Source organism: Corynebacterium sp. HMSC067D03, from assembly GCF_001811185.1.
GTDB lineage: Bacteria > Actinomycetota > Actinomycetes > Mycobacteriales > Mycobacteriaceae > Corynebacterium > Corynebacterium coyleae.
In genome coordinates this window covers 293531-316440 of sequence record NZ_KV803820.1, presented here as the reverse complement: position 1 = coordinate 316440, position 22910 = coordinate 293531, and the positions used below count along the sequence as shown (strand labels likewise).

The following is a 22910-nucleotide window of genomic DNA, read 5'->3' as shown; positions in this document are numbered from 1 at the left end:
TCGCTGATTTTGGGCGAGATGCGCGGTGTTGGATGTGCCGTTTAGCTTTGCGACGCCACCTTCCCGACCCCACCCAACACATGGTGAGAACGTAACGGTGAGGACGGCAAAATATCGGCATCTTCACCGTTGTATTCTCACCATGTGTGTGTCCGAGCGTGTCTGGCGGTACCGGCAACCACGCCAAACCGGCGACACCTACGCACACGTCCCACACCGTCATCACCGGCGCCCGGGACCGAACGCCGGGAATTACAGGAGTAAACCACTACGATGACGCGCATGTACTTCGACAACGTGTTCACCGCCGTGGGGTTCTCGTTTGCCCTGATGGACCTTATTGGGGTGTTTTTGAATGCGCTGATGGGTGGGCTCGTCGCTAGGCGATTGCGCTTTGACGCCGTCGGTTTCATGCTGATTTCCATCATTTCGGGCATGGCGGGCGGCATGATCCGCGACGCCCTGATCGGTGCCACGCCCGCGTCGGCGTTGCAAAACCCCTGGTACATCGGCACGGCGTTGGTGGGGTCGCTGTTTGCGTTTCTGATCCCGCTGTCGGGGCTGACGTGGGAGTTGTTCCGTTTCCACGGCGACATGATCATCGTTGGCGTGTGGGCGGTGACGGGCACGGTGACGGCGATGCGTGCCGACATCACGTGGTTCGGCTGCATCCTCATGGGTGTGCTCACGGCGACGGGCGGCATGGTGATTCGCGAGATGATGATCGGCCAGATCCCGTCCATACTTATCGACCGCCAGTGGTACGTCGTGCCGGCGATTGTGGCGTCGATTAGCGTGCAACTGTTTTACGACCTCGGGTTGGAGTCCGTGGGCCTCGCGGTGTCCGCTCTGATTGGTTTCGGCCTCGGCGTGGCGGCGTACTGGTTCGGCTGGCACGTGCCGGGCATCGAGGCGCTGGCGAATGTCGACGATTTCTTCACCCGCATCAAACACCGCGTCGGCGACCGCCTCCCACGCACCCCCAGCGCCCTGCGCCAACGTGCCGAGCGCGCGCAACGCCCCGGCATGCTCGTACACGCGCCGACGCGCAAGGATATTCACGACATTCTGGGTAATCGTATCGACGACCGCCGCAACGTCACCCACGAAGAATTCCTCGACGCCCTCTACCGCGCCTACATCGACCCGACCGGCCCGGGCGGTGCGGGAGGCTCGGGCTCTGGTGTGGGCGGCGCGGGCGACCGGAAGAAGTAACCACCCGTATGAAACCATAGGCGGGTGCTTCTCCTTGTTGCGCTCGCCGTCGGCGGGCTGATCCCGATCCAAACCGCGGCCAACTCGCGACTGCGTCTCAGCGTGGGCAACTATCCGGTTGTGTCGGCGCTGATTTCGTTTTCGGTGGCGTTGCTTGTGGCTATCGTGGCGACCACCATTCTGCAGGGCAACCCGCTACCACAGTTCGCGCCGGGTACGTCCGCGCCGTGGTGGACGTGGCTCGGCGGTGTGATGGGCGTGTGCTTCGTGCTGGGCAACATTCTGCTGTTTCCACGCCTTGGCGCGGTGCAGACGGTGGTGTTGCCGATCCTTGGGCAGGTGGTGATGGGCCTGATCATCGACTGGTTTGGGTTGTTCGGAGCACCGCGTATCGACGTCACCCCGCCCCGCATCGCCGGCGCCATCGTCGTGTTCGTCGGCATCGTTGTGGTGCTGCGCGCAGGCAAGTCAGGGAAGGGCGCGGCTGCTGCCGCTGCATCTGGCGACGCCACCGGCCTCGAACTCTGGCTCTTCCGCCTCTTGGGCGTCTTAGTCGGCGTCGGCTCCGCGGTGCAGACCGCAGTGAACGGATACCTAGGAACGATCGCCGGCTCCTCCCTCCACGCCGGCGAAATCAATCTCTCCGTCGGCGTGGTGCTGTTGCTGATCGCCGCGTTTGTCACCTCACCGAAGCAGTTCACCCGCAAGCCGACGCCGGGCCCGGCCTGGATGTGGCTCGGCGGCCTCGTCGGCGCGATCTTCGTGATCTCCGGCGCGACCCTCTCACCGATCCTCGGCACCGGCACGACCGTGATCGCCTTCAACGCTGGCACCATCGCCGCCGGTCAGGTCCTCGAGGCCCGCGGCGCCTTCGGTGCCCGCAAGAACCCGCTCACCGCCACGCGTCTCGTCGGGCTGGTCGTGATCTTCCTTGGCGTCCTCGCCGTGCGGTTGCTGTAGGCAATCGGCGCCGTGGCGCGCGGACGGATTGCGCTCGAGGGGGGGAGTAGCGCGAAAACGCAGCTTAGGGGCAAACCCGAACTCGTGGATCTGAGTTCGGGTTTGCCCCTAAGCTCATTTTGCGACATATACAACCCCACACTCGGCGCTGAAAACCACGCCACTCAACCTCAACCAGAGGTCGAGTAAATAGGGGGATCAAGCAGCAGTTGAGGGTTGCTCGCGGGGCTCGTGTGACGCAAGATCGGTCGCGAGCCGAAAGGGCTCAAAGAGTAACCAGAGGCCGTTGGGGAAGACGAACCTCTCGTCTCGCACTCCGCCGCCCGGGCTAGTCACCCGGATACGGACACGTCAGCCGAACCAGGCGCGCAGCCTGGGTGCGGTGAACCGTCCGTCGCGGCGTCCCGCTTAGTCACCGGGGCAGGAGTGCGCCAAGCAAGACATCGAGTGCTGCACGCAAAACAGCGGCACAGCACCGATGCTGAAAGCACAGAAGGGTCCCCACCAATGACGACAACACTGGCTGCGCCCCGCGCGTGCCGTCCGACACGCAATCGACTCACGTGGACGCTCCACATTGAGGGGATGTTGGGCAGGGTGCGTGGGGTCGTCGAGAAGCAAATGCTCTTATTGCCCGAGGGTGAGCCGGGCGAGGTCTGGTTCACGCGCTGGCAGCGGCGGCCGGATCGCACGTACTCGTGCAGCGAAACGATCCGCGCCACGGAGGCGGAGATTGAGCCGTTTCGGCGCGCGATTGAGCGGTTGGCGGCGGAGGAGAACTTCGTGGCGAGGCTGACGCAGCGCTCGTACCATGGGGCGCATGTCTACTAAATATCGAGTACAAAATCCGAAGAACAACGAGATTGTCGCAACGTACGATTTCATTAGCGACGACGCCCTCGACACCGCCCTGACCACCGCAAACGACACGTTTAAGCAGTGGCGCGAGAAGTCGTTTGAGGAGCGTGCGGAGGTGCTGCGGAAGGTCGCGAAGCTTTTCGACGACAAACGCGACGAACTCACCCGCATCATCGCCGAAGAGATGGGCAAGCCGGTCGATCAGGGCGACGGCGAAATCGACGACGTAGTCGAGATTTTCAACTACTACGCCGACAACGGCGCCGAGTTCGGGGCTGACGAGGAGATCCCGAACAAGCGCGGCGGCACGTCCATTATGCGCAAGGTTCCGTTCGGCGTGATCCTGGGCATCATGCCGTGGAACTACCCGTACTACCAGGTCGCGCGCTTCGCCGCGCCCGCGCTGATGGCCGGCAACGTCGTGCTGGTCAAGCACGCGGAGATCTGCCCGCGTTCGGCGGAGGCGATCCAGAAGATTTTCGAGGAGGCCGGTGCGCCGGAGGGGTTGTACACGAATCTGTACGCGAAGCACTCGCAAATTTCGCGCATTATTAACGACGACCGCGTCCAGGGCGTTTCCCTCACCGGCTCCGAGCGCGCCGGGCGTGCCATCGCCTCCCAGGCCGGTCAGGCACTGAAGAAGTGCGTGCTCGAGTTGGGCGGCACCGACGCCTACATCGTGCTCGACTCCACCGACATCCCCGCCGCGGCGAAGACCGCGTGGAACAAGCGCATCGGCAACACCGGCCAGGCCTGCACCTCCAACAAGCGCATGATCGTGATGGAGGACATTTACGACGAATTCGTCGACGAACTGGTATCCCTTGCCTCCAAGTGCGAAGCGGGCGATCCGCTCAACCCGGAGAAGGGCCGTTACTACCCGCTGTCCTCGCGCGACGCCGCCGAAAACCTCGCCCAGCAGCTGAAGATCGCCGTCGAGGAAGGCGCGAAGATCCACGTTGGCGGCGAAGTCACCGGCAAGGGCGCCTACTTCACCCCGGCCGTGATCACCGACATCCCGGTCGGCTCCGACTCCTACTACGAGGAGTTCTTCGGCCCCGTCGCCGAGGTGTACAAGGTCTCCTCCGAGGAAGAGGCCATCGAGGTGGCCAACAACTCCCGCTACGGCCTTGGCGGTGCCGTGATGTCCGAGGACGTCGAGCGTGCCAAGCGTGTTGCGGACAAGGTGGACACCGGCATGATCCACGTCAACATCCCACAGGCCCGCGGCGCCGAGCTGCCGTTCGGTGGTGTGAAGGCCTCCGGCCTGGGCCGCGAACTGGGACCGCTGGGTATGGACGAGTTTGTGAACAAGCAGCGCTTCTACATCGCCGGCTCCGACTCGGCAGTGTAGGAGGACGCAGGCGCGAGGGCGTTCGGGGCCGCGCCGCCCACGCGCCACCCGCGCCGCCCTAGTCGGCGTCGGCGTACTTCCCGTCGCCGAAGGGGTCGTGGATGCGATCCACCAGGTCCGCCACCGAGTCGAACACGGCGGTGGGGCGGTAGGGGTAGCGGGCGATCTCGGCGTCGTCGCTAATGCCGGAGCGCACAAGTACGGTGCGCATGCCGGCTTCGAGGCCGGATTTCACGTCGGTGTCCATGCGGTCGCCGATCATGACGGTGTTGTCAGAGTGGGCGCCGATGTTGTTCAGTGCGGAGCGCATCATGACGGGGTTAGGTTTGCCCACGTAGTAGGGCTCCATGCCGGTCACGGCGGTGATCATGGCGGCGACGGAACCGGTTGCTGGAACGACGCCGCGCGGGCCAGGCCCAGTCAGGTCGGGGTTCGTTGCAATGAAGCGCGAGCCGCGCCGGATCAGGTTCGAGGCGGTGGTGAGCGCTTCGAAGGAGTAGGTGCGGGTTTCGCCGAGTACGACGAAGTCGGGGTCGGCGTCGGTAAGAATCCAGCCGATTTCGTGCAGGGCCGTGGTCAGGCCGGCCTCGCCGATGACGTACGCGGAGGCCTCGCCGGCTTGCTGCGAGAGAAACTTCGCGGTCGCCGTCGCCGAGGTCCAGATCCGTTCCGGTTCGATGTCCAGGCCCATGCGCTGCAGTTTCGCGGAGAGGTCGCGTGGGGTTTGCATCGAGTTGTTGGTCAGCACCATGAACTCGATTTCCTCATCGCGCAGGGTGGAGATGAACTCCTTCGCGCCGGGAATGACCGAGCCCTCTTTGTGGAGGACGCCGTCCATGTCGGTCAGGTATGAAATCATTCGTGTTCCTCCAGGTAGTCGGCGAGTTCGCCGGCGGTGGGGTGGTCGGTGAGCACGGTGTCGTCGATACGCACGCCGAAAGTCTCCTCGATCCGCACGGCGAGTTCGATGCGGTCGAGGGAGGCGATTGCGGTGTCGTCGAAACGCGAGCTTTGCTTGACGACGACACCCGTCACCTCCTCAACCAATCCCGCGAGACGAGCGAACGTGTCCGCCGGGGTTTCCTCCTCGAGTTGGAGGCCGCCGAGATCCAAGCGCTGCGAAAGTTCCATGCCGTTATGATAGGCCCATGCACCGCCTCGCAGTTCCGGCAGCAGCCGTTGTGATCACCAGCCTCGTCGCCCCCGTCGCCGGCGCCGCAACGATGGCGGAAACGTACAAGCCGTACTTCGCGCCGGAGACATCGCACGTGTACGGCCCGCCGGGCGACTACTACACCAACCCCGTTTACCTGGAGTTGAAGGACGTGCCGGAGGGGGCGCGGTGGAGCCTGACCGGGGAGAACACGATCCGCCACCGCTTTCAGGTGGACAAGGTGGACGACAAACTCCGGGTCAACCTCAACCTGAATGGCGATACGCCGGTGCAGCGCGGCGAGAACACGCAGCAGATTCCGGTGCGGGTGCACTTTCCGGACAACTCGACGGACCTCTATTTCCCCGAGGTCACCTTAATCCCGGACCACGCGTTTCTGTACGATCCGGAATACGACTCCGCCGAGGCCGACCCCGGCCAAACCGTAACGCTCACCCCGACCAACGTCCGCCACCTGGACCTTCCTAACGACGCGACGTGGGAGGTCAAGGGCACCTACGACTCGGTTGACCAGAAGACCGGGGCGATTACCGTGACCCTGCCCAAGGACTCCTACGACAGCGCGAACCTTGACGTGACCGCCACGTTCGCCGACGGCTCGAAGCGTTCGACGACGGCGAGGGTGACGAATACGGGACGTGGGGTCGTCGAGAAGCAAACGCCCGCGCCTGCGCCTGCGGGATCGACACCGCTGCAAAAAGTCGCGCTGGTCTTCGGCATCCTCGCCGTCATCGTCGGCATCGGCTTCGCCGCCATGCCCTACCTGGGACAACTCGGATTATGATGCGCACCGGCACCCTTGACCGCGACGGCATCACCATCCACTACTACGACGTCGGCCCCCGCGACGCCGGCCTGACCGTCGTCTACGCACACGGCTTCAACATCGCCGCCGCCGAATACAAACTGCAGGTCGAAGCCATTTCCGGCGTGCGCCAAATCCTTGTCGACGTCCGCGGCCACGGCAAAACCGGCTACGCCGACCCCAGCCTGCTCACCATCGACGCCGCCGCCGACGACATCGCCGCCGTCCTACGCCACCTCGGTATCGACGACCCCCTCATCACCGTCGGACACTCCCTCGGCGGTCCGATCTCCCTGTCGCTGATGCGCCGCCACCAGTTCAACTGGGTCGGATCCGTGCAAATCTCCAGCACCGTCGACCCCTTCACCGCCCGCGGCTTACCACGCCTCCTCGGTGGGGGATTCGGCCGGTCGCTCGGGTGGTTTGTGGATAGGCTGCCACACGCCGCCGAGGGCATCCGGCGCCTGGTCACCGACATGATCGCCCCGATCCTCGCACGCTGGTTCTACTTCCGGCCCGTGCCGTGGTCCCTGATCAAATTCCACGCCCGCATGATCAAAGCCACGCCGCTCGCCACCTATCGAGGCTTCTTCGACGACCTCCAAACCCACTCCGAACGCGGCGCCACCGCCGTCCTGGCCACCATCCCCGGCTACATCCTCGTCGGCGACCGCGACAACGTCGCCCCCGTCAGCCAATCCGCCGAACTCGCCGCGATCTGGCCGGGCGCCTACTTCCAAATCTTGCCCGAGTCAGGGCACATGCCGCCTCTCGACGACCCCGACGCCGTCACCGCCGCCATCGAGCGCGTCATCGCCCTGGCGCGAGGGTAGGGCCGGCGCGACCGCGCCTGCGACAGCCACCAGCCGCCGAGGTTTCTGACACATTCCGGCAGAATCTGTCAGCGCCGGGAATCGTCGCAGGTCAGCGGGTTTTGAGGTGGGCGCCGATGTGAAGTCTGTCAGGAGCATCTGCTCCTGGCCAAAATAATTCCCGGGTCCGCGCCGATTTGTGGAACTATTTTGGCTCCGCGCGGCTCGCAAAATCGGCGACCTGGGGAAACGCAGCCGCGGAAAGTTCCAAAACCGAAGAAAGTTCCCGGCCGGGGAACTATTTTCGGAAAGGGTGGCAGGCGGAAAGACGAGCCACCTCACACAACGAAAACCGCCCCAGCCAATGAAAACAGGCCGGGGCGGTGGGGCCACAGAACTACTCTGCGGCGTTCTCCGGGCCCTCGTCGTCGGAGTCGAGGGTCGGCTTCGCGGCGGTCGGATCGTCGATCTTCAGATCCTTTGCAGCCTTAGCTACAACATCGCGGTCGATCTTGCCTTCGTTGGCCAGGCCCATCAGGGCGGCGACGGCCATGGACTCGGCGTCGATGTTGAAGAAGCGGCGGGCGGCTTCGCGGGTGTCGGCGAAACCGAAGCCGTCGGCACCAAGCACGATGTACTGGCCCGGGACGTAGGCGCGAATCTGCTCCTGCAGGTCGGAAGCGAAATCGGAGGTCGCGATGTACGGACCTTCGGTCTGCTTGAGCTGCTTGGTCGCAAATGCCTCTTCAACCTCTTCGCCCGGGTTGCGGAGCTGCTCGGCAGCCTTGCGCTGACCCTCACGGGCGAGTTCGGTCCAGGAGGTGACGGAGTAGATCGCGGCGCCGACGTTGTACTTCTCCTGCAGGATCTCCTGGGCGCGCAGTGCCTGCTGCATACCCACGCCGGAGGCGAGGAGGGAGACCTTGTGGTCGAGGTCCTTGCCTTCGTCGTAAAGGTAGATGCCCTTGTGCAGGCCCTCAACGTCGAGGTTGTCGGGGCGTGCCGGCTGGTGGTGCGGCTGGTTGTAGACGGTGATGTAGTACATCACGTCTTCGTCCTTGTCCGCGCCCTGGCCGTACATGCGCTCGATGCCCTTGGAGATGATGTATGGCATCTCGTAGGCGAACGCCGGGTCGTACGGGATGACGGCAGGGTTGGTGGAGGCCAGGATCGGGGAGTGGCCGTCCATGTGCTGCAGGCCTTCGCCGAAGAGGGTGGTGCGGCCGGCGGTTGCGCCGACGATGAAGCCGCGGCCCATCTGGTCGCCGGCGGCCCAGAAGTTGTCGCCGGTGCGCTGGAAGCCGAACATCGAGTAGAAGATGTACATCGGGATCATCGGCTCGCCGTGGGTGGCGTACGACGTTGCTGCTGCGATGAAGGATGCGGAGGAGCCGTCCTCGTTGATGCCTTCGTGCAGGATCTGGCCATCGGTGGACTCGCGGTAGGACAGCTGCAGGTCGTGGTCGACCGGCACGTAGTTCTGGCCGTGCGGGTTGTAGATCTTCTGGGTCGGGAACCAGGAGTCGAGGCCGAAGGTGCGGGCTTCGTCCGGGATGATCGGGACGATGCGCTTGCTGATCTCCTTGTCGCGCATGAGCGCCTTGAACGTGCGCACGAGCGCCATGGTGGAGGCGACTTCCTGCTTGCCGGAGTCCTTGAACAGGGCCTTGAAGGTCTTTTCAAAGTCAGGCTGCTCGAGTGGGGTGTACTGCTCCCGACGCTCCGGCAGGTAGCCGCCGAGTTCCTCGCGGCGTGCCTTGAGGTACTTGATCTCCTCGGCGTCCTCGCCCGGGTGGTAGTACGGCGGCAGGTACGGATCCTTTTCCAGTTCTTCGTCGGAAATCGGGATCTGCTGCTTGTCGCGGAAGAGCTTCAGGTCTTCCAGGGCCAGCTTCTTCATCTGGTGGGTTGCGTTGCGGCCCTCGAAGTTGTGGCCGAGGCCGTAGCCCTTGACGGTGTGGGCGAGGATGACGGTCGGCTTGCCCTTGGTCTCCAAGGCGCGCTTGTAGGCGGCGTAGACCTTGCGGTAGTCGTGGCCGCCGCGGCGCAGGTTCCAGATCTCTTCGTCGGTCATGTCTTCGACGAGCTTCTTGGTGCGCTCGTCGCGGCCGAAGAAGTGTTCGCGGACGTAGGCGCCGTCGTTGGCCTTGAAGGTCTGGTAGTCGCCGTCCTTGGTGGTGTTCATGATGTGGACGAGTGCGCCGTCCTCGTCCTTCTCAAGCAACTCGTCCCACTCGCGGCCCCACACGACCTTGATCACGTTCCAGCCGGCGCCGACGAAGAAGCTCTCCAGTTCTTGGATGATTTGGCCGTTGCCGCGCACTGGGCCGTCGAGACGCTGCAGGTTGCAGTTGATGACGAAGGTGAGGTTGTCCAGGCCGTAGAGGGAGGCCATCTGGATGAGGCCGCGGGATTCGGGCTCGTCCATTTCGCCGTCGCCAAGGAATGCCCAGACGTGCTGCTGGTCGGTGTCCTTGATGCCGCGGTCCTGCAGGTACTTGTTAAAACGTGCCTGGTAGATGGCGTTCATTGGGCCAAGGCCCATGGACACGGTCGGGAACTCCCAGAATTTCGGCATGCCGTGCGGGTGCGGGTAGGACGGCAGGCCGCCCTGCTCGCGGGAATGCTCCTGGCGGAAGCCGTCCAAGTCGTCTTCGGAAAGGCGGCCTTCGAGGAAGGCGCGGGCGTACATGCCTGGGGATGCGTGGCCCTGGAAGAAGATCTGGTCGCCGCCCTGCGGTGCGTCCTTGCCCTTGAAGAAGTGGTTGAAGCCAACTTCGTAGAGAGCTGCTGCGGAGGCGTAGGTGGAGATGTGGCCGCCGACGCCGATGCCGGGGCGCTGTGCGCGGTGCACCATGATGGCGGCGTTCCAGCGCATCCAGCGGCGGTAACGCTTCTCAATCTTCTCGTCGCCAGGGAATTCCGGCTCGAGTTTGGTTGGGATGGTGTTCACCAGGTCCGTGGAGGACAGCGCCGGCAGTGGTACTCGCTTGGCGTTGGCGCGCTCAATGAGGCGAAGCATGAGGTAGCGGGCGCGCTCCGGGTCGGACTCCTCGAGCAGGCCGTCGAGGGAGTCCATCCACTCTTGGGTTTCCTCCGGGTCCGCGTCATGCAGGTAGGAAGCTACGCCTTCGCGCAGCGACAGGATATTCGTGTCGACGTCGTTTGCGTTCTTCACGCGGGCATCGATCATGTCAGTGTCCTTTTCGGCCACTTCAACCTCCTGGGTTCATCGGGGCAATACACCGACAAGGATACGTTCTTTTGCTCGCTAGTTCTTACATCGGATGGCTTTTGGTGAGACTAATTGTTGGTTTGTCGCCATTGAGCACGGTGGGGCGGTATGCTGACGTGCATTCGTACAACTACAACTGGAGGATTTAGACACTTGAGTGCCACAGGAGTGGACACCTACGCCGACCGTTTTGGGGTTGGCCCCGACCTTGTCGTTCAGGAGATCGGCTGGGGTGAGGATGCGGATTCGTCCATCTCGGAAGCCATCGAGGATGCCATCGGAGCAATGCTTCTTGACGACGACACCCTCGAGCCCTGCGACCTCGTCCTCCTTTGGTTCCGTGAAGGCGACGGTGACCTTGTCGATGAACTCGTCGACGCCACCCGCAACCTCGGTTCCGGCGGCCGTATCTGGCTGATGACTCCTGGTGCCGGCTTCCCAGGCGTTGTCGCCCCGGGCTTGATCGCCGAGTCTGCCCAGTTGGCTGGTTTGCTGCAAACCAAGGCGGACCGTTTCGGCGACTGGCAGGGCTCTTGCCTCGCCGCCTCGAAACGGTAGTTTTTGGCGCTTAGCCTGCAGGTTTTCCTTTTCCGGTCGTGCTTTGGTAGTGTTACCGGGCAGCGCGCCGTTAGCTCAGCTGGAAGAGCAACTGGTTTACACCCAGTAGGTCGGCGGTTCGAGCCCGTCATGGCGCACCAGGTCAAGGCCCCTCTTCGGAGGGGCCTTTTCGTAGCTTGGTGTGAGTCCGCAGGCTGGGGTTAAGGCGGGTTAAGGCTCAAAAAGTGTGTCTGCTATCGGCGTGACATTCTCATTAATGCTCCGCCGTTCATTGGGCGAAAGAATATGTTACCGTCATCTCACAAGGCGTCTTAAGTGAGCAAGAGCTCACAGGACATCTTGACAGAGCAAGCTCTCGCAGAATATTCTTAGAAAGAGGTTAGGAATGCGCCTACTCTTTAGAAGGGCATTGGCAGTTGCACTTTCGGTATCGGCGCTAGGAATCTCCTCCCCTACGACGGTAACGGCAAAGCCAATTGACGTCGCTGAGGCGCAGATGTTATTTGCCGAGGATTCGAACCTCACCGTGGCTGAAGAGGCATCTTTTAGGGCGATGGACAGGTATGTTGATTTTGAACATGCACGGTTTGATTATCGAGCAGCTCAGTCGGATCCAGACGTGGATTCTGGTGTACTGAATGAGTTCTCAGGAACTCTTCTTGCGCAAGGCTGGAATGTTGACGCGGACGAATCAGACCTAGCGATTCTTGAACGCGAAGCGGATGCTATCGAACCGGCTATTCAGTTTTACGATGCATGTCAAGGACGGAATGGGTTCCAAAAGCTACCACCCGGTGTCTTGCTAAATAGCTGCGCGGCATCTGCACTCCAGAATGCGTACGCCGCTGGCGCTGGTGTTGCCGCGTTAGCTGCGTTAATTACTGCAGAAACAGGTGTAGGCGGGTTTCTTGCTGGCGCTATTGCTGGAGTCTTAGCGGCGGAATCTGGCATTTTAGGCATCTGCGGTTCGTGGAATCGAGGAATTAGACTTTTCCCTGGTGGAATTTGTTGGTCACAGTAGGTATAAATGCGCTTGCTACGTGTTGTCATCGGTATCATTATCGCTATAGGTGTTATCCTGAGTATTATTCAGGTAGCACTTTCTGCGTGGTCTAATCCGATTTTGTCCGTAGGTCCCATTTTATCGATTACAGGTGCTCTAGCGGGCATTTTGTACGTAGTCTTGGTGAGATACCGTAAACGAGACAGAGGCTAGTATATTCAAATTCTTGCTTCCTGCGTGAGCCGCTACTCTATAACTACTATTTGAGCGTTAAGGGTCAAAAAGGGTGTCTAGCTCGGCGTGTCGCGAGGGTTAGATGTGGCCTTTTTGGATGCCGATTGAGTGGGTGTAGTTGGTGTCGATAGCGCCCTCGTAGAAGGCTGGTCGTCGAAGTTTCGTGGTCGGCTTGGTTCTCGTTTCGGGTCAGGGGGGATACTTTGGCCAGTTAGTCCTGACCCCAGTTGGGCTGCCCGGCGATCTCAACGGGGTCGTCAGGCAGTTCCGTTTTTAGGTAGAGCCACCAATCCAACATGCGGCGTTGATGTTCCCGGATCTTCCCCGGTGGGTGCGGGCCAGCAGTTTCAACTGGGCGTTGATTCCGCCTTCCGGCTGTTTGGTGGCTTTGATCCGGCTGGCGTCGAGCACACCGTCGGGTGGGGCGAGGTAGACCAACAGTAAGTTGCCCCGCCATAGGTGGTTGAGGCTGTTGTAGGCCTTGCGAGTGCGTTCATGAGTCCATGACCAGGCGCGTTGCCGTGTCGCCGGGTCGGTTGTGAACGTTTTCTGGTTCATCCAGTCACGGTAGATAGTGCCGTATTCGTGCAGTTGCGCACCCCACGCGGCCGCCTCGTCAAGATCGGTGATCTTCGTGAGGTTGAGCGCGATCTGGTAAATCGCTCGTCCTGCATCGGTGCGGGGACGTGCGGTGGTGTGCCGGCGCACCACGCGTTGGGCGTGGACGAGGCAGCGCTGCACTTTCGTTGTGGGCCAGCATGCCTTGATTGCGCTGGCAGCGCCTTGGCCGCCGTCAATGACAGGGATCAGGGGCGCGGGGATACGTTCGAGCAGTCGTTGGTAGTCGCGGGTGGTTTCACGTGTGCACCAGTGCCAAGCGATGACGTGATCCAAGGTGGCAGCAACAATCAAGCATCCGCCGGCGGTGTAGGTGCCGTCAAGAAAGACCTGGTCGTAGACCCAGCCTTCGTGCCCGATCGTGGGATCGGGGACATCAACTAGCCAGAAGTGTTCAAACCGGTGTTGCAGCGTACGCGGATGACATCCTGCTCCGGCGGCAGCGGTTTCCAAGCTCGCACCGGTTGTGAGGTGGGTGATAAATGCTGCGAAGGCAGCGGAGTTGGTGATATCGGGGAGCTGCTTGGTGGTGGAAGCGCCGCACATTTTGCACCGTCACCGGCTGCGGTTGGCGGAGGTCTTACCGTTGCGTTTCATTTCCCCACCGCATTGGCAGCGTGGTCTGTTCTTCGGCATTGATCAAGCCAACACCAGCCCCTACCACACACTGCTGTCACCCCCCGGTTTTTCGTCACCATGGCGCGGATATAAGCCCCAGGAGCATATACTTTCAGGAAAACCCCCGATCATCTCAAACAAATCGACGAATCCAGACACACATTTTGTCGCTTAACCCGAACCGGTACCTAGAGCGATCGGTTCTCGATGGCGGCGAGGATGCCCAGTTCGAACGCCGGGGTGTTGCCGTCGAACTCCACGTCTGCGACGTCCCATTCGGAGAACTGCACCCGAGCGGAGCCGGTGGTGGCGGTGGGGGAGTCGGGGACGATGGAGATGTCGTGGAGAGAGTGGCCAAGCGCGGCGCAGGCTAAGCCGGCGCGGGCTGGCAAAGTACCGCCGTCGGACAGGGCGAAAAGGGGCTGGCCTTCGGGGTCGGTGAGAAGCGACAAGGTTGCGAAGGGGCGGTTGGCGAAGGCGACGGCGTGGTCGAAGGCGGCGTCTTCAATATCGGCAGGTTCGACGCCCGAGGCGGGGACGACGAAGGCGTCGGCGAGGGTGCGGAGGACGGAATCGAGCGACATCAAAACCCCTTCAGAGACCATGGGACAGAGTTAGCGTTCTTGTTCCTTATCGTAAGCCTTGGCCCACGGGTTGGTGCGGGAAGAACCGTAGCGCTGGCGGGAACGCGTAGGAGCCGCAGTCGGGGTCTGAGCGGACGGCGCCGGGGCGGTTTCTTCGCCGGGGACAGGGGAAGGCTCGGGGCCGCTGCCGGCCACGGTGTCGTCGTTAAGCAGTTGCTTCTGCTCCTCGACGTAGCGGCGGCGTTCGCGGCTTTCGGAGAACAGGAAGTAGAGCAGGGCGCCGGGGGCGGCGACGCCGAACAGGATCCACTGGAGGCCGTAGGAAAGGTGGTTGCCGGTTTCGAGTTGGGGCAGGGGGATGGCGGTGAGGGTGCCGGGTTGGTCTGAGAGTAGTTGGAGGTACGGCTCGACCATGACCGCCCCCGCGTCGACTCCGGTCAGCTCCCCAACCTGGGTGGGGTTGATGGAGTGGACCATGTCGAAGCCCTGGTCGTGGATGGGCGCGGTCGGGTGGGTCGCTTCGGCGGCGCGCAGCATGCCAGTGATGGTGACGTCGCCGGTAGGTGCTGCGTCGATGTCCGGCACACCGGTGGAGCCTTCGGCGGGGACCCAGCCGCGGTTGACAAGGATGGTGCGGCCGTCGTCAAGCGTGAACGGCGTGAGCACCTGGAACGCAGGGGTGCGGTCGACGGAACGCAGGCGAAGCAACACGTCGTTGCCCGTGTAGTGGCCGGTGGCGACCACACGTGACCATTCGTCGGCGGGTGCGAGCGTGGTGCCGGGCAGGCGGTCCACCAGCGGTTCGGGATCGTGGTCGAACGCCGCGGAGATGTGTTCGTTGCGCTCGACTAACTGTTCGTTCTTGCCGAGTTGCCAGGGCGCGAGGAACGTGAAGGCAAAGTAGGAGAAAATGCCGACGACGATCGCCGCGATGATCCAGCCGGGGTTGAGCAGTTGGCGCCACCACGGCTTTTGGGAGGACTTGTTGGCATTCACGCCCACTTAGCCTAGCTGATCGCGCACCCAGCGGATAATGCCGTCGGCGGCGGCTTCGATCTGCTCGCGCACCACGGTGAAGCCCTCGGGCCCGCCGTAGTACGGGTCGGCAACGCCAGCGCCCTCAGGTGCGGCGGGGTCGAAGGAGCGCAGCAGACGGACCTTGTCTTCGGGCACGCCGCGCACGACCAACTCCGACACGTGGTTGGTGTCCAGCGCGACGATCAGGTCGGCTTGCTCCTGCTCGTAGCCAAACTGTTGGGCGCGGTGGGCTTCGCCGTCGTAGCCGTGGTTGGCCAGTTCGCGCCGGGCGCGTTCGTCGGCTTTGTGGCCGACGTGCCAGTCGCCGATGCCTGACGACGACACGCGCACCGCATCGCCCAGTCCCGCGTCCTCCAATTTGGAGCGCACGATGACCTCCGCCATCGGGGAGCGGCAGATGTTGCCAGTGCAGACGAAATCAATATGCAGCACGGATGATCCTTTCCAACTCGGTCGCGTCCGATGCTACGTAGGTCGCCTCGTCCCATTCGGGTGTGGCACCGTAACCCCAGGTCACGGCAACACTCGGGATGTCGAAGGTGGTGGCGCCGGTGAAGTCGTGGGTGCGATCCCCAATCATCAGGGGACGTTTTGGCGCGACGTTGTCCAGCACGTACCGGATCACGTCGGCCTTCTTGGCGCGTACGCCGTCGTTAGATGCAGCGCCCAAAAAGTCGATGTGCTCGAGCATCCCTGCGCGCTCGAGTGCGGCTCGCGCGAAGCGTTCGCTTTTCGACGTCGCCGTGCACACCCCAAAACCTTCCCCCTTCAACTTGGCCAACAGGCCGGCCATGCCGTCGAAGACCTCGAAGCGTTGCCAGCCTTCGGTAGACATGTAGGCGGAGTAGGCCTGCATGGCCTGTTCGACCTGGTCAGGTGACATGCCGAGCGCGCGCATCGATTCCGGCATCGGTGGGCCGGGGATGCGTTTGATGAACTCCTCGTCGGGTTTGTCCCAGCCCACGGCCTCTAATCCGAGGAGGAATCCGTGGCGGATGCCGGGGAAGGAGTCGATGAGGGTGCCGTCGACATCGAAAAGCAATGTGGTGTTCACACCTCACCACTGTTCCAAATTTGTAGGCTTGCTGCCATGACTGCTGTGACTGTGCAAAACGTTGTTGATGCCCTCGAGGCTGCCTACCCGCCGGCGCTGGCGGAAAGTTGGGACCAGGTTGGGCTGGTCTGCGGCGACCCTGACGCTGAGGTGACCAAGGTTGCGTTCGCGTTGGATTGCACGCTGGAGGTGGCTGAGCGGGCCGTGGCACAGGGTGCGCAACTGTTGGTTGTGCACCACCCGTTGCTGCTGCGTGGTGTGCATTCAGTGGCGGCGAACACCCCGAAAGGCAAGGTTATCCACACGTTGCTGGCTGGCGGATGCGCGCTGTTCGCCGCGCACACGAACGCTGATTCGGCGCGCCCGGGTGTGTCGGACAAACTCGCCGAACTCGTCGGCATCACCCCAGGGCGTCCGATCAAGCCGGTGCTTCTCGACGCCACCGACCGCTGGGGCGTCCACGTCCCACCCGCGGATGTCGACGCCCTGAAGCGCGCCCTGTTCGAGGCCGGCGCAGGCGAGATTGGAAACTACCGCGAGTGCGCCTTCACCACCGAGGGCACCGGCGAGTTCACCCCGGTCGAGGGCGCTGACCCCACCGACGGCACGGTCGGCGAGCACTACACCGCACAGGAGTTGCGGGTGGAGTTTGTGGCGCCGGCGAGGTTGCGGCGTGGTCTCGTCGATACGCTGCGCGCGCACCATCCGTACGAGGAGCCGGCGTTCGACATCGTCCAGATTGAACACACAGGAGACTTGTCCACCGCCACCGGGCTGGGGCGCGTCGGCGAGTTGCCCGAGCCGATGACGCTGCGCGAGTTCACCCAACAGGTGGCCAACGCCCTGCCGGAGACCGCCTGGGGCGTGCGTGCCGCCGGCGATCCGGACCAGATAGTGCGCAAGGTCGCGGTGTCGTCTGGCTCCGGCGACTCGTTCCTTTCGGATGTGTCCAAACTCGGTGTGGACGTGTATGTCACCTCCGATCTGCGCCACCACCCGGTCGACGAGCACCTGCGCGCCGGTGGGCCTGCCGTGATCGATACCGCCCACTGGGCCAGCGAGTTTCCCTGGACCGAGCAGGCAGAGAGTATCGTGGCCCCTCTAGGCGTGGACACCGAGATCCTGCACATCCGCACGGATCCCTGGACCGTGTCCGCGCACCCCGCGAACTAAAGGAGTACCGATGCACCTATCCCAAGACCTGCAACCCGTCCTCCTGGAGCTCGCGCTCGCCGACGCCGCCAAGGGCCAGACGCGCGTTCGTCCCGAAGTCCAAGAGCTACAGAAGCTTCTCGACGAACGCACGCGCATGACCGAGGCTTCCGCCTCCGCCCAACTGGCCGTGGATGACATGGAACTGGAAATCCTGCGCATCCAGGAAGACGAGCGGAAACTGAAGAAGCGCGAACTCGACGACAAGCGCCAGCTCAGTGCAGAGACCGACCCGGAGCGTCGCAAGGACCTGGAGCACGACCGCTACGCAGCGAAGTCGCGCATCGCGGACCTGCTCTACGAACTCAAGGAAGCCCACAACGAGATCGCTGCGCTGCGCAACAACCGCGACATTCACGCCGCCCGCGTCGATGAACTCAACCGCAAGGTCGAGGCCGCCCAGCGCGCCGTCGATGCGTTGCCGGAAGAAGAAGCGGTGGACACCGACGCGCTGCGTTCCCGCCTGCCGGAGGACGTGCTGAAGGCGTACGACGACATCGGCGCCGCCAAGTTCAACGGCCGCGCCTGCGGCGGCTGCTTCATCCAACTCCCGCCGTCCGAGCGCGCCGAAGTACTCGCCGAGCCGGAGGACACCCTGCCGGCCTGTCCGAACTGCGGCACCCTGCTGGTGCGCGTGAACCCGGCCACCGACGAGGTGTAAATGCAGGTCAAGATGTACTGCGACGGCGGCTCCCGCGGAAACCCGGGGGTCGCCGGATCCGGCTCCGTGGTCTACGACGCCGACGGCGAAACCCTCGGTGAGATCGCGTATGTGGTGGGCAAAAAGTCCACCAACAACGTCGCCGAATACTACGGACTGATCCGCGGGCTGGAGGCGTGCCGCGAGGTCGGCGCCACGCGGGTGGATGTATTCATGGACTCCAAGCTCGTTGTCGAGCAAATGACCGGCCGGTGGAAAATCAAACACCCGGACATGCAACAACTCGCCCGGGAAGCCCGCGACCTCGCCTCCTCCTTTGAGAAGGTCACCTACACCTGGGTTCCGCGCGCCAAGAACAAGAAGGCCGACGAGTTGTCCAACGTGGCCATGGACGCGGCCGCGCGTGGCGACAAGCCGGGGATTGTGAAGGGCACCGGCGTGTGGGGCGGCGGTGGCAAGGCTTCGGCCCAAGAGGAGAAGCCGGCGGAGGGGCCGGTCGTCGAAAAGAAAAAGCGCGATGCCGCTGGCCACTGGGCTGGAAACTCCGAACCGCGAACGCGGTTCATTCTGCTGCGGCACGGGCAGACGCAACACTCGGCCGAGATGCGTTTTTCCGGCGTTTCTAACCCGGACCTCACCGATATCGGCCGTGACCAGGCGAAGCGTGCCGCCGAGGCGCTGCGCACGTTCGGGCGCATCGACGCCATCGTTGCCTCCCCGCAAGCGCGCGCTCAGCAAACCGCGCAGTTCGCCGCCGAGGTGCTTGGCCTTGAAGTTCGTACTGACGAGGGCTTCCGCGAGCTCGACTTCGGCGACTACGAGGGCCTGACCCGCGAAGAGGCGATTGCGAAGGGGGAGGAGACGTATGCGACGTGGCAGGAATCGCCAAACAACGCGCCCCCTGCCGGTGAGTCGCTGACAGCCTTCCACCGCCGCGTCACCCGCGCCCGACTGAAAATTCAGGAGCGCTACGAGGGCCAGAACGTGCTGGTGGTGACCCACATGACCCCGATCAAATCCATGGTCCGCCAGGCTCTCGGCGCGAACGCCGAACTGTTCAAGCACCTGTTTTTGGATCTTGCCAGCATCTCTGTCGTGGACTACTTCGGTGAATTCGGTGTGGTCCGCTGCGTCAACGACGTCGCCCACCACCGCGGGTAGAGGGGACTCGGGCTACGGACTGGGGGGCGACCGCGGCGGCCACCAACGCCGCCGCAAAACCACACGAAATGGCGCCGGCAGTCCAACGTTCGGGGGTGTGTGGGGGTGTGGCGCTATTGACCTGACACTCAGCTGCAGTTTAGGTTGTTCTGCACATGGTGCAAACGTTTGCACACATCACTAGCACCCAACACGATCCGGACACACACGGAGGGACCCATGGCAGCACGGGCCACGTTGCGCGAGGTTGCGCTCGACGCGGGCGTCTCGCCGTCCACGGTGTCGCGGGCGCTGGCGGGAAACCCGGCGATCTCGAAACAAACGCGGGACCGGGTGTTTCATTCGGCGGCGAAGTTGAATTACGTGCCGAATTTGCAGGCGAGGGGGTTGCGCTCGGCAGCGTCGACCGCGGTGGGGCTAACCATCCCGAGCCTGGTCAATCCGTTCTTCGCGCAGATGGCGGCGTCGATTCAGCAGGCAGCGGACACCGATGGGTTTTCGGTGATGATCGCCACCACCAACGAGGACGCCGGCCAACTCGACGCCGCGTTGCAGACCTTTAGCGGCCAGCAGCTGGCCGGGGCGATCATCGTGCCGTCGATGCACAGCGCGCCGATGGTGCAGTCGCTGCTGGATCGGGGCCAGAAGATTGTGCAGGTGGATCGGGTGCTGCCGGGGCTGGAGGTGCCGTCGGTGATTACGGACGCGCGGGCCTCCATCCGCAAGGCCGTCCAGCACCTCAAGGACAACGGGCATACGCAGATCGGCTATATCGCGGGCCCGTCGAGTACGTCGACGGGGCTGCAGCGCCTGGAAGGCTTCCACGACGCCATCCGCGACACCCCAGAGACGAACGGTCTGATCTTCCGCGGCGGCTACAGCAGCGCGGAGGGCTTCGCGGGTGCCGCGGACCTGCTCAAGCGTGGCGCGTCGGCGATTATCGCGGGGGATTCCATGATGACGGTCGGGGCGCTGCAGTACGTGCTGGACCACAAGATCGGTCTGGGCGAGGACCTCGCGCTGGTTGGGTTTGATGACCAGCCGGCGTTTCAGATGCAGCCCGTTCCGTTGACGGTGATTGAGCAGCATGTGGAGGACGTCGGCAGACGTGCGTGGGAGAAGATCGCCGCGCTGATCCGCGGGGAGCCGACCTCGCAGCACGAGGTGTTACCCACCACATTGACTATCCGAGAATCCAGCAATTTCAACTTCACTCCAAGGAGGTGCAGCAGATGACCACAGCGGTAAAACCCCTGATCAGGTTGGACGGCATTTCGAAGTCATTCGGGCCGATCAACGTGATTGATAACGTTTCGCTCGCCGTCGAGCCGGGTCGCGTGCTTGCGCTGCTCGGCGAGAACGGCGCGGGTAAATCGACGCTGATCAAGATGATGTCGGGCGTGTATCAGCCCACCTCGGGGCGCATTCTTATCGACGATAAACCGGTCACCCTGCCCGACACCAAGGCCGCAGAAGCGCACGGTATTGCCACGATCCACCAGGAGTTAAACCTGGTGCCGACGCTGTCGGTGGCAGAAAACATCACGCTCGGGCGCACGCCGCGCCGGATGGGGTTGGTGAACTTCAAGGAGATGCGCCGCATCGCCGCTGAAGCCATCGACCGCATCGGCCTGAAGGTGGACCTGGACACGCCGGTCGGCGAGCTCGGTATTGCGCGCCAGCAGTTGGTTGAGATCGCGAAGGCACTGTCCATGGATGCGCGTGTGCTGATTCTCGACGAGCCCACCGCCGCGCTTACCGGCCACGAGGTTGACCAGTTGTTCATGGTGGTCGACGACTTGAAGGCCAACGGGGTGGGCATGGTGTTCATCTCGCACCACTTAGACGAGATCGCACGCATCGCCGACAGTGTGGCGGTGCTTCGCGACGGCAACTTCGTCGCCGAAGTCCCCGCCACCACTCCAGAGGCGGAACTCGTGCGCTACATGGTCGGCCGCGACATCGAGGACCAGTACCCGAAGGTGGACAAAACCATCGGCGAGCCGCTGCTCACCGTGGAAAACCTCACCTCGGAGGGCAAGTTCAAGGACGTCTCCTTCGAGATCCGCGCCGGCGAGGTCGTCGGCCTGGCGGGTCTTGTCGGCGCGGGCCGCACTGAGGTCGTACGCGCGATCGCGGGTGCCGACCACGTCGATTCCGGCACCGTTGCCATCAACGGCGAGCCGCTCCCGTCCGGCTCCGTCGCTCAGGCGATCAAGCGCGGCATCGGCCACGTGCCCGAGGACCGCAAGGCGCAAGGCCTCGTGCTTGGTGCCACGGTGGGGGAGAATATTGGCCTGGCCACGTTGCGGTCGTCGTCACGCGCGGGGATTGCGGATGTGCGTGGTCAGCGCAAACGTGCGGATGACGTCGCAAAGCAATTGCGCGTGCGCATGGCTGGCATTGACCAGGAGATCCGCAACCTGTCCGGCGGCAACCAGCAAAAGGCCGTGTTTGGTCGTTGGGTGCTGGCAGGCTCGAACATTTTGCTTCTCGACGAACCCACGCGCGGTGTCGACGTCGGCGCCAAAGTGGAGATCTACAGCATCATCAACGACATCACCCAGGCCGGCGGCGCGGTGCTCATGGTGTCCTCGGAACTGCCTGAGGTTATTGGCATGTCGGATCGCATCCTGGTGATGTCCGGCGGCCGCATCGCGGGCGAACTGCCCGCGGGTGCCACCCAGGACGAGATTATGGCGCTGGCGGTGTCCAACGTCGAAGACCACGTCGAACCACTTACAGAAACGCCACTTACAGAAACGGAGGCCCGCGCATGACGGGAACGACTACGGATGAGCGCTTGAGTACTCGCCAGCGCGTCATCAACTGGATCATGAACAACGGCGCGCTCGTCGGCCTGATCGTGCTGTGCATCGCGCTGTTCATCGCCACCCCGCACTTTTTGACGGTCAACAACCTGATCAACGTGGGCGTGCAGGCCGCCACCGTGGCGATTTTGGCGTTCGGCATGACGTTCGTCATCGTCACCTCTGGCATTGACCTGTCGGTCGGCGCGGTAGCGGCGCTCAGTGCCATGGTCTCGGCGCACTTCTTCGTCGAGGCAGGCCTGCCCGGTTGGATCACGCTGATCGCGGGCCTGCTCACCGGCTTTGCTGCCGGCGCGGTCAGCGGTATCGCCACCGCCTACGGCAAACTCCCGGCGTTCATTTCCACCCTGGCCATGATGTCCATTGCCCGCGGCGCCACCTTGGTGATCTCCCAGGGCTCGCCGATGGCCACCGCCGACGAGGTGAACTGGCTCGGCTCCAACGCCGGCAAGTTCCCTATCCCGATTCTGATGATGCTGCTGGCCGGCGTGCTGTGCTGGTTCATCCTCTCGCGCACCGTGCTGGGTCGTTCCATGTACGCCATCGGCGGCAACGAGGAGGCCGCGCGCCTGTCCGGTATCCCGGTCAAGCGTGTGCTCGTCGCCGTGTACGCACTCAGCGGCCTGTTCGCCGCGCTTGCCGGTTTGGTCATGGCGGGCCGCCTGTCGTCCGCGCAGCCGCAGGCCGGTGTGGGCTACGAACTCGACGCGATTGCCGCCGTGGTCATCGGTGGCGCGTCGCTGGCCGGCGGCACCGGCAAGGCCACCGGCACGCTCGTCGGCGCGATCCTGCTCGCCGTGATCCGCAACGGCCTGAACCTGCTCAATGTCAGCTCGTTCTGGCAGCAGATTGTCATCGGCGTGGTCATCGCAGCAGCCGTCGGCTTCGACGTGCTGCGCAAAAAGACCACCGTTTAACCCCTGAA

At 63.3% G+C, this 22910-nt stretch carries 22 protein-coding genes and 1 tRNA gene; 15 read left to right on the top strand and 8 right to left on the bottom strand.

Annotation, left to right across the window (positions count from 1 at the left end):
• The first annotated feature begins 273 nt into the window (after positions 1–273).
• From HMPREF2785_RS07220 to HMPREF2785_RS07205, 4 genes are all read left to right on the top strand, one after another.
• Positions 274–1215, top strand: coding sequence for a trimeric intracellular cation channel family protein (locus HMPREF2785_RS07220; RefSeq protein WP_070614629.1), 942 nt, complete (start codon positions 274–276; stop codon positions 1213–1215).
• Positions 1216–1239: 24 nt separating this feature from the next.
• Positions 1240–2175, top strand: coding sequence for a DMT family transporter (locus HMPREF2785_RS07215; RefSeq protein ID WP_070614628.1), 936 nt, complete (start codon positions 1240–1242; stop codon positions 2173–2175).
• A 621-nt stretch (positions 2176–2796) separates the two neighbouring features.
• Positions 2797–3006, top strand: a complete 210-nt coding sequence (locus HMPREF2785_RS11825) for a hypothetical protein (RefSeq protein ID WP_141739398.1) — start codon at positions 2797–2799, stop codon at positions 3004–3006.
• Positions 2996–4387, top strand: coding sequence for an NAD-dependent succinate-semialdehyde dehydrogenase (locus HMPREF2785_RS07205; protein WP_070614701.1), 1392 nt, complete (start codon positions 2996–2998; stop codon positions 4385–4387). Before HMPREF2785_RS11825 ends, HMPREF2785_RS07205 begins: the two co-directional genes overlap by 11 nt.
• A gap of 58 nt (positions 4388–4445) precedes the next feature.
• Here HMPREF2785_RS07205 and HMPREF2785_RS07200 read toward each other — a convergent pair whose 3' ends face one another.
• Both HMPREF2785_RS07200 and HMPREF2785_RS07195 read right to left on the bottom strand, forming a co-directional pair.
• Positions 4446–5246 carry an HAD-IIA family hydrolase gene (locus tag HMPREF2785_RS07200; protein ID WP_070614627.1) on the bottom strand — a complete coding sequence of 267 codons (801 nt, stop codon included), beginning with the start codon at positions 5244–5246 and terminating at the stop codon, positions 4446–4448.
• Positions 5243–5518, bottom strand: a complete 276-nt coding sequence (locus tag HMPREF2785_RS07195) for an acyl carrier protein (RefSeq protein WP_070614626.1) — start codon at positions 5516–5518, stop codon at positions 5243–5245. The genes HMPREF2785_RS07200 and HMPREF2785_RS07195 overlap by 4 nt, the downstream gene beginning before the upstream one ends.
• A gap of 17 nt (positions 5519–5535) precedes the next feature.
• Between HMPREF2785_RS07195 and HMPREF2785_RS07190 the strand changes: the two genes are divergently transcribed.
• Together HMPREF2785_RS07190 and HMPREF2785_RS07185 are read left to right on the top strand one after the other, a co-directional pair.
• Positions 5536–6345 carry a YPDG domain-containing protein gene (locus HMPREF2785_RS07190; RefSeq protein ID WP_070422124.1) on the top strand — a complete coding sequence of 270 codons (810 nt, stop codon included), beginning with the start codon at positions 5536–5538 and terminating at the stop codon, positions 6343–6345.
• The gene (locus tag HMPREF2785_RS07185) at positions 6342–7199 is read left to right on the top strand and encodes an alpha/beta fold hydrolase (RefSeq protein ID WP_083308914.1); all 858 of its coding nucleotides are present in this window, start codon (positions 6342–6344) and stop codon (positions 7197–7199) included. The genes HMPREF2785_RS07190 and HMPREF2785_RS07185 overlap by 4 nt, the downstream gene beginning before the upstream one ends.
• 376 nt (positions 7200–7575) lie before the next feature.
• Here the strand turns inward: HMPREF2785_RS07185 and aceE are convergent, their stop codons facing one another.
• Positions 7576–10371 (bottom strand): pyruvate dehydrogenase (acetyl-transferring), homodimeric type, encoded by a 2796-nt coding sequence (gene aceE / locus HMPREF2785_RS07180; protein WP_070614624.1) that lies wholly within the window; start codon positions 10369–10371, stop codon positions 7576–7578.
• Between the two features lie 195 nt (positions 10372–10566).
• Here aceE and HMPREF2785_RS07175 point away from each other — a divergent pair, with 195 nt between their 5' ends.
• The 3 genes from HMPREF2785_RS07175 (at position 10567) to HMPREF2785_RS11820 (ending at position 11992) form a co-directional block, all read left to right on the top strand.
• Positions 10567–10971: a DUF3052 domain-containing protein gene (locus tag HMPREF2785_RS07175; protein WP_244268623.1), complete on the top strand. Its 405-nt coding sequence runs from the start codon at positions 10567–10569 to the stop codon at positions 10969–10971.
• 64 nt (positions 10972–11035) lie between these two features.
• Positions 11036–11111 (top strand) — tRNA-Val (locus HMPREF2785_RS07170).
• A 386-nt stretch (positions 11112–11497) separates the two neighbouring features.
• Positions 11498–11992, top strand: a complete 495-nt coding sequence (locus HMPREF2785_RS11820; RefSeq protein ID WP_141750656.1) for a hypothetical protein — start codon at positions 11498–11500, stop codon at positions 11990–11992.
• 489 nt (positions 11993–12481) lie between these two features.
• Here the strand turns inward: HMPREF2785_RS11820 and HMPREF2785_RS07165 are convergent, their stop codons facing one another.
• From HMPREF2785_RS07165 to HMPREF2785_RS07145, 5 genes are all read right to left on the bottom strand, one after another.
• Positions 12482–13372 (bottom strand): IS1249 family transposase, encoded by an 891-nt coding sequence (locus HMPREF2785_RS07165; RefSeq protein ID WP_256374916.1) that lies wholly within the window; start codon positions 13370–13372, stop codon positions 12482–12484.
• A gap of 260 nt (positions 13373–13632) precedes the next feature.
• Entirely contained in the window at positions 13633–14028 is a 396-nt protein-coding gene (locus HMPREF2785_RS07160) for a hypothetical protein (protein WP_070570161.1), read from the bottom strand.
• Positions 14029–14058: 30 nt separating this feature from the next.
• On the bottom strand, positions 14059–15024 hold the full coding sequence (locus tag HMPREF2785_RS07155; RefSeq protein WP_246821185.1) for an SURF1 family cytochrome oxidase biogenesis protein: 966 nt from the start codon (positions 15022–15024) through the stop codon (positions 14059–14061).
• A gap of 6 nt (positions 15025–15030) precedes the next feature.
• Complete coding sequence (locus tag HMPREF2785_RS07150; RefSeq protein WP_070450800.1) at positions 15031–15498, bottom strand: low molecular weight protein-tyrosine-phosphatase; 468 nt, start codon at positions 15496–15498, stop codon at positions 15031–15033.
• Positions 15485–16120 (bottom strand): HAD hydrolase-like protein, encoded by a 636-nt coding sequence (locus tag HMPREF2785_RS07145; protein ID WP_070614622.1) that lies wholly within the window; start codon positions 16118–16120, stop codon positions 15485–15487. Before HMPREF2785_RS07145 ends, HMPREF2785_RS07150 begins: the two co-directional genes overlap by 14 nt.
• 36 nt (positions 16121–16156) lie before the next feature.
• On the opposite strand from HMPREF2785_RS07145, the gene HMPREF2785_RS07140 reads away from it, so the two are divergent.
• The 6 genes from HMPREF2785_RS07140 to HMPREF2785_RS07115 all read left to right on the top strand — a co-directional run bounded on the left by HMPREF2785_RS07140 (position 16157) and on the right by HMPREF2785_RS07115 (position 22902).
• A complete protein-coding gene (locus HMPREF2785_RS07140; protein ID WP_070614621.1) occupies positions 16157–17293 on the top strand; it encodes a Nif3-like dinuclear metal center hexameric protein in 1137 nt (378 codons plus the stop codon).
• Between the two features lie 10 nt (positions 17294–17303).
• Entirely contained in the window at positions 17304–17993 is a 690-nt protein-coding gene (locus HMPREF2785_RS07135) for a zinc ribbon domain-containing protein (RefSeq protein WP_070422131.1), read from the top strand.
• Positions 17994–19154: a bifunctional RNase H/acid phosphatase gene (locus HMPREF2785_RS07130; RefSeq protein WP_070614620.1), complete on the top strand. Its 1161-nt coding sequence runs from the start codon at positions 17994–17996 to the stop codon at positions 19152–19154.
• 219 nt (positions 19155–19373) lie between these two features.
• A complete protein-coding gene (locus HMPREF2785_RS07125; protein WP_070614619.1) occupies positions 19374–20390 on the top strand; it encodes a LacI family DNA-binding transcriptional regulator in 1017 nt (338 codons plus the stop codon).
• Entirely contained in the window at positions 20387–21934 is a 1548-nt protein-coding gene (locus tag HMPREF2785_RS07120) for a sugar ABC transporter ATP-binding protein (RefSeq protein ID WP_070614618.1), read from the top strand. Before HMPREF2785_RS07125 ends, HMPREF2785_RS07120 begins: the two co-directional genes overlap by 4 nt.
• On the top strand, positions 21931–22902 hold the full coding sequence (locus tag HMPREF2785_RS07115) for an ABC transporter permease (RefSeq protein WP_070570152.1): 972 nt from the start codon (positions 21931–21933) through the stop codon (positions 22900–22902). Before HMPREF2785_RS07120 ends, HMPREF2785_RS07115 begins: the two co-directional genes overlap by 4 nt.
• Positions 22903–22910: the final 8 nt, after the last annotated feature.

Bases quoted from the DNA above. Each gene is read 5' to 3' on its own strand.
- HMPREF2785_RS07130 (WP_070614620.1), top strand. From the start codon at position 17,994: ATGCAGGTCAAGATGTACTGCGACGGCGGCTCCCGCGGAAACCCGGGG.
- HMPREF2785_RS07160 (WP_070570161.1), bottom strand. From the start codon at position 14,028: ATGTCGCTCGATTCCGTCCTCCGCACCCTCGCCGACGCCTTCGTCGTC.
- HMPREF2785_RS07200 (WP_070614627.1), bottom strand. From the start codon at position 5,246: ATGATTTCATACCTGACCGACATGGACGGCGTCCTCCACAAAGAGGGC.
- HMPREF2785_RS07205 (WP_070614701.1), top strand. From the start codon at position 2,996: ATGTCTACTAAATATCGAGTACAAAATCCGAAGAACAACGAGATTGTC.
- HMPREF2785_RS07135 (WP_070422131.1), top strand. From the start codon at position 17,304: ATGCACCTATCCCAAGACCTGCAACCCGTCCTCCTGGAGCTCGCGCTC.
- HMPREF2785_RS07125 (WP_070614619.1), top strand. From the start codon at position 19,374: ATGGCAGCACGGGCCACGTTGCGCGAGGTTGCGCTCGACGCGGGCGTC.
- HMPREF2785_RS07190 (WP_070422124.1), top strand. From the start codon at position 5,536: ATGCACCGCCTCGCAGTTCCGGCAGCAGCCGTTGTGATCACCAGCCTC.
- HMPREF2785_RS07195 (WP_070614626.1), bottom strand. From the start codon at position 5,518: ATGGAACTTTCGCAGCGCTTGGATCTCGGCGGCCTCCAACTCGAGGAG.
- HMPREF2785_RS07120 (WP_070614618.1), top strand. From the start codon at position 20,387: ATGACCACAGCGGTAAAACCCCTGATCAGGTTGGACGGCATTTCGAAG.
- HMPREF2785_RS07115 (WP_070570152.1), top strand. From the start codon at position 21,931: ATGACGGGAACGACTACGGATGAGCGCTTGAGTACTCGCCAGCGCGTC.
- HMPREF2785_RS07220 (WP_070614629.1), top strand. From the start codon at position 274: ATGACGCGCATGTACTTCGACAACGTGTTCACCGCCGTGGGGTTCTCG.
- HMPREF2785_RS07185 (WP_083308914.1), top strand. From the start codon at position 6,342: ATGATGCGCACCGGCACCCTTGACCGCGACGGCATCACCATCCACTAC.
- HMPREF2785_RS07165 (WP_256374916.1), bottom strand. From the start codon at position 13,372: ATGTGCGGCGCTTCCACCACCAAGCAGCTCCCCGATATCACCAACTCC.
- HMPREF2785_RS11825 (WP_141739398.1), top strand. From the start codon at position 2,797: ATGCTCTTATTGCCCGAGGGTGAGCCGGGCGAGGTCTGGTTCACGCGC.
- HMPREF2785_RS07140 (WP_070614621.1), top strand. From the start codon at position 16,157: ATGACTGCTGTGACTGTGCAAAACGTTGTTGATGCCCTCGAGGCTGCC.
- aceE (WP_070614624.1), bottom strand. From the start codon at position 10,371: ATGATCGATGCCCGCGTGAAGAACGCAAACGACGTCGACACGAATATC.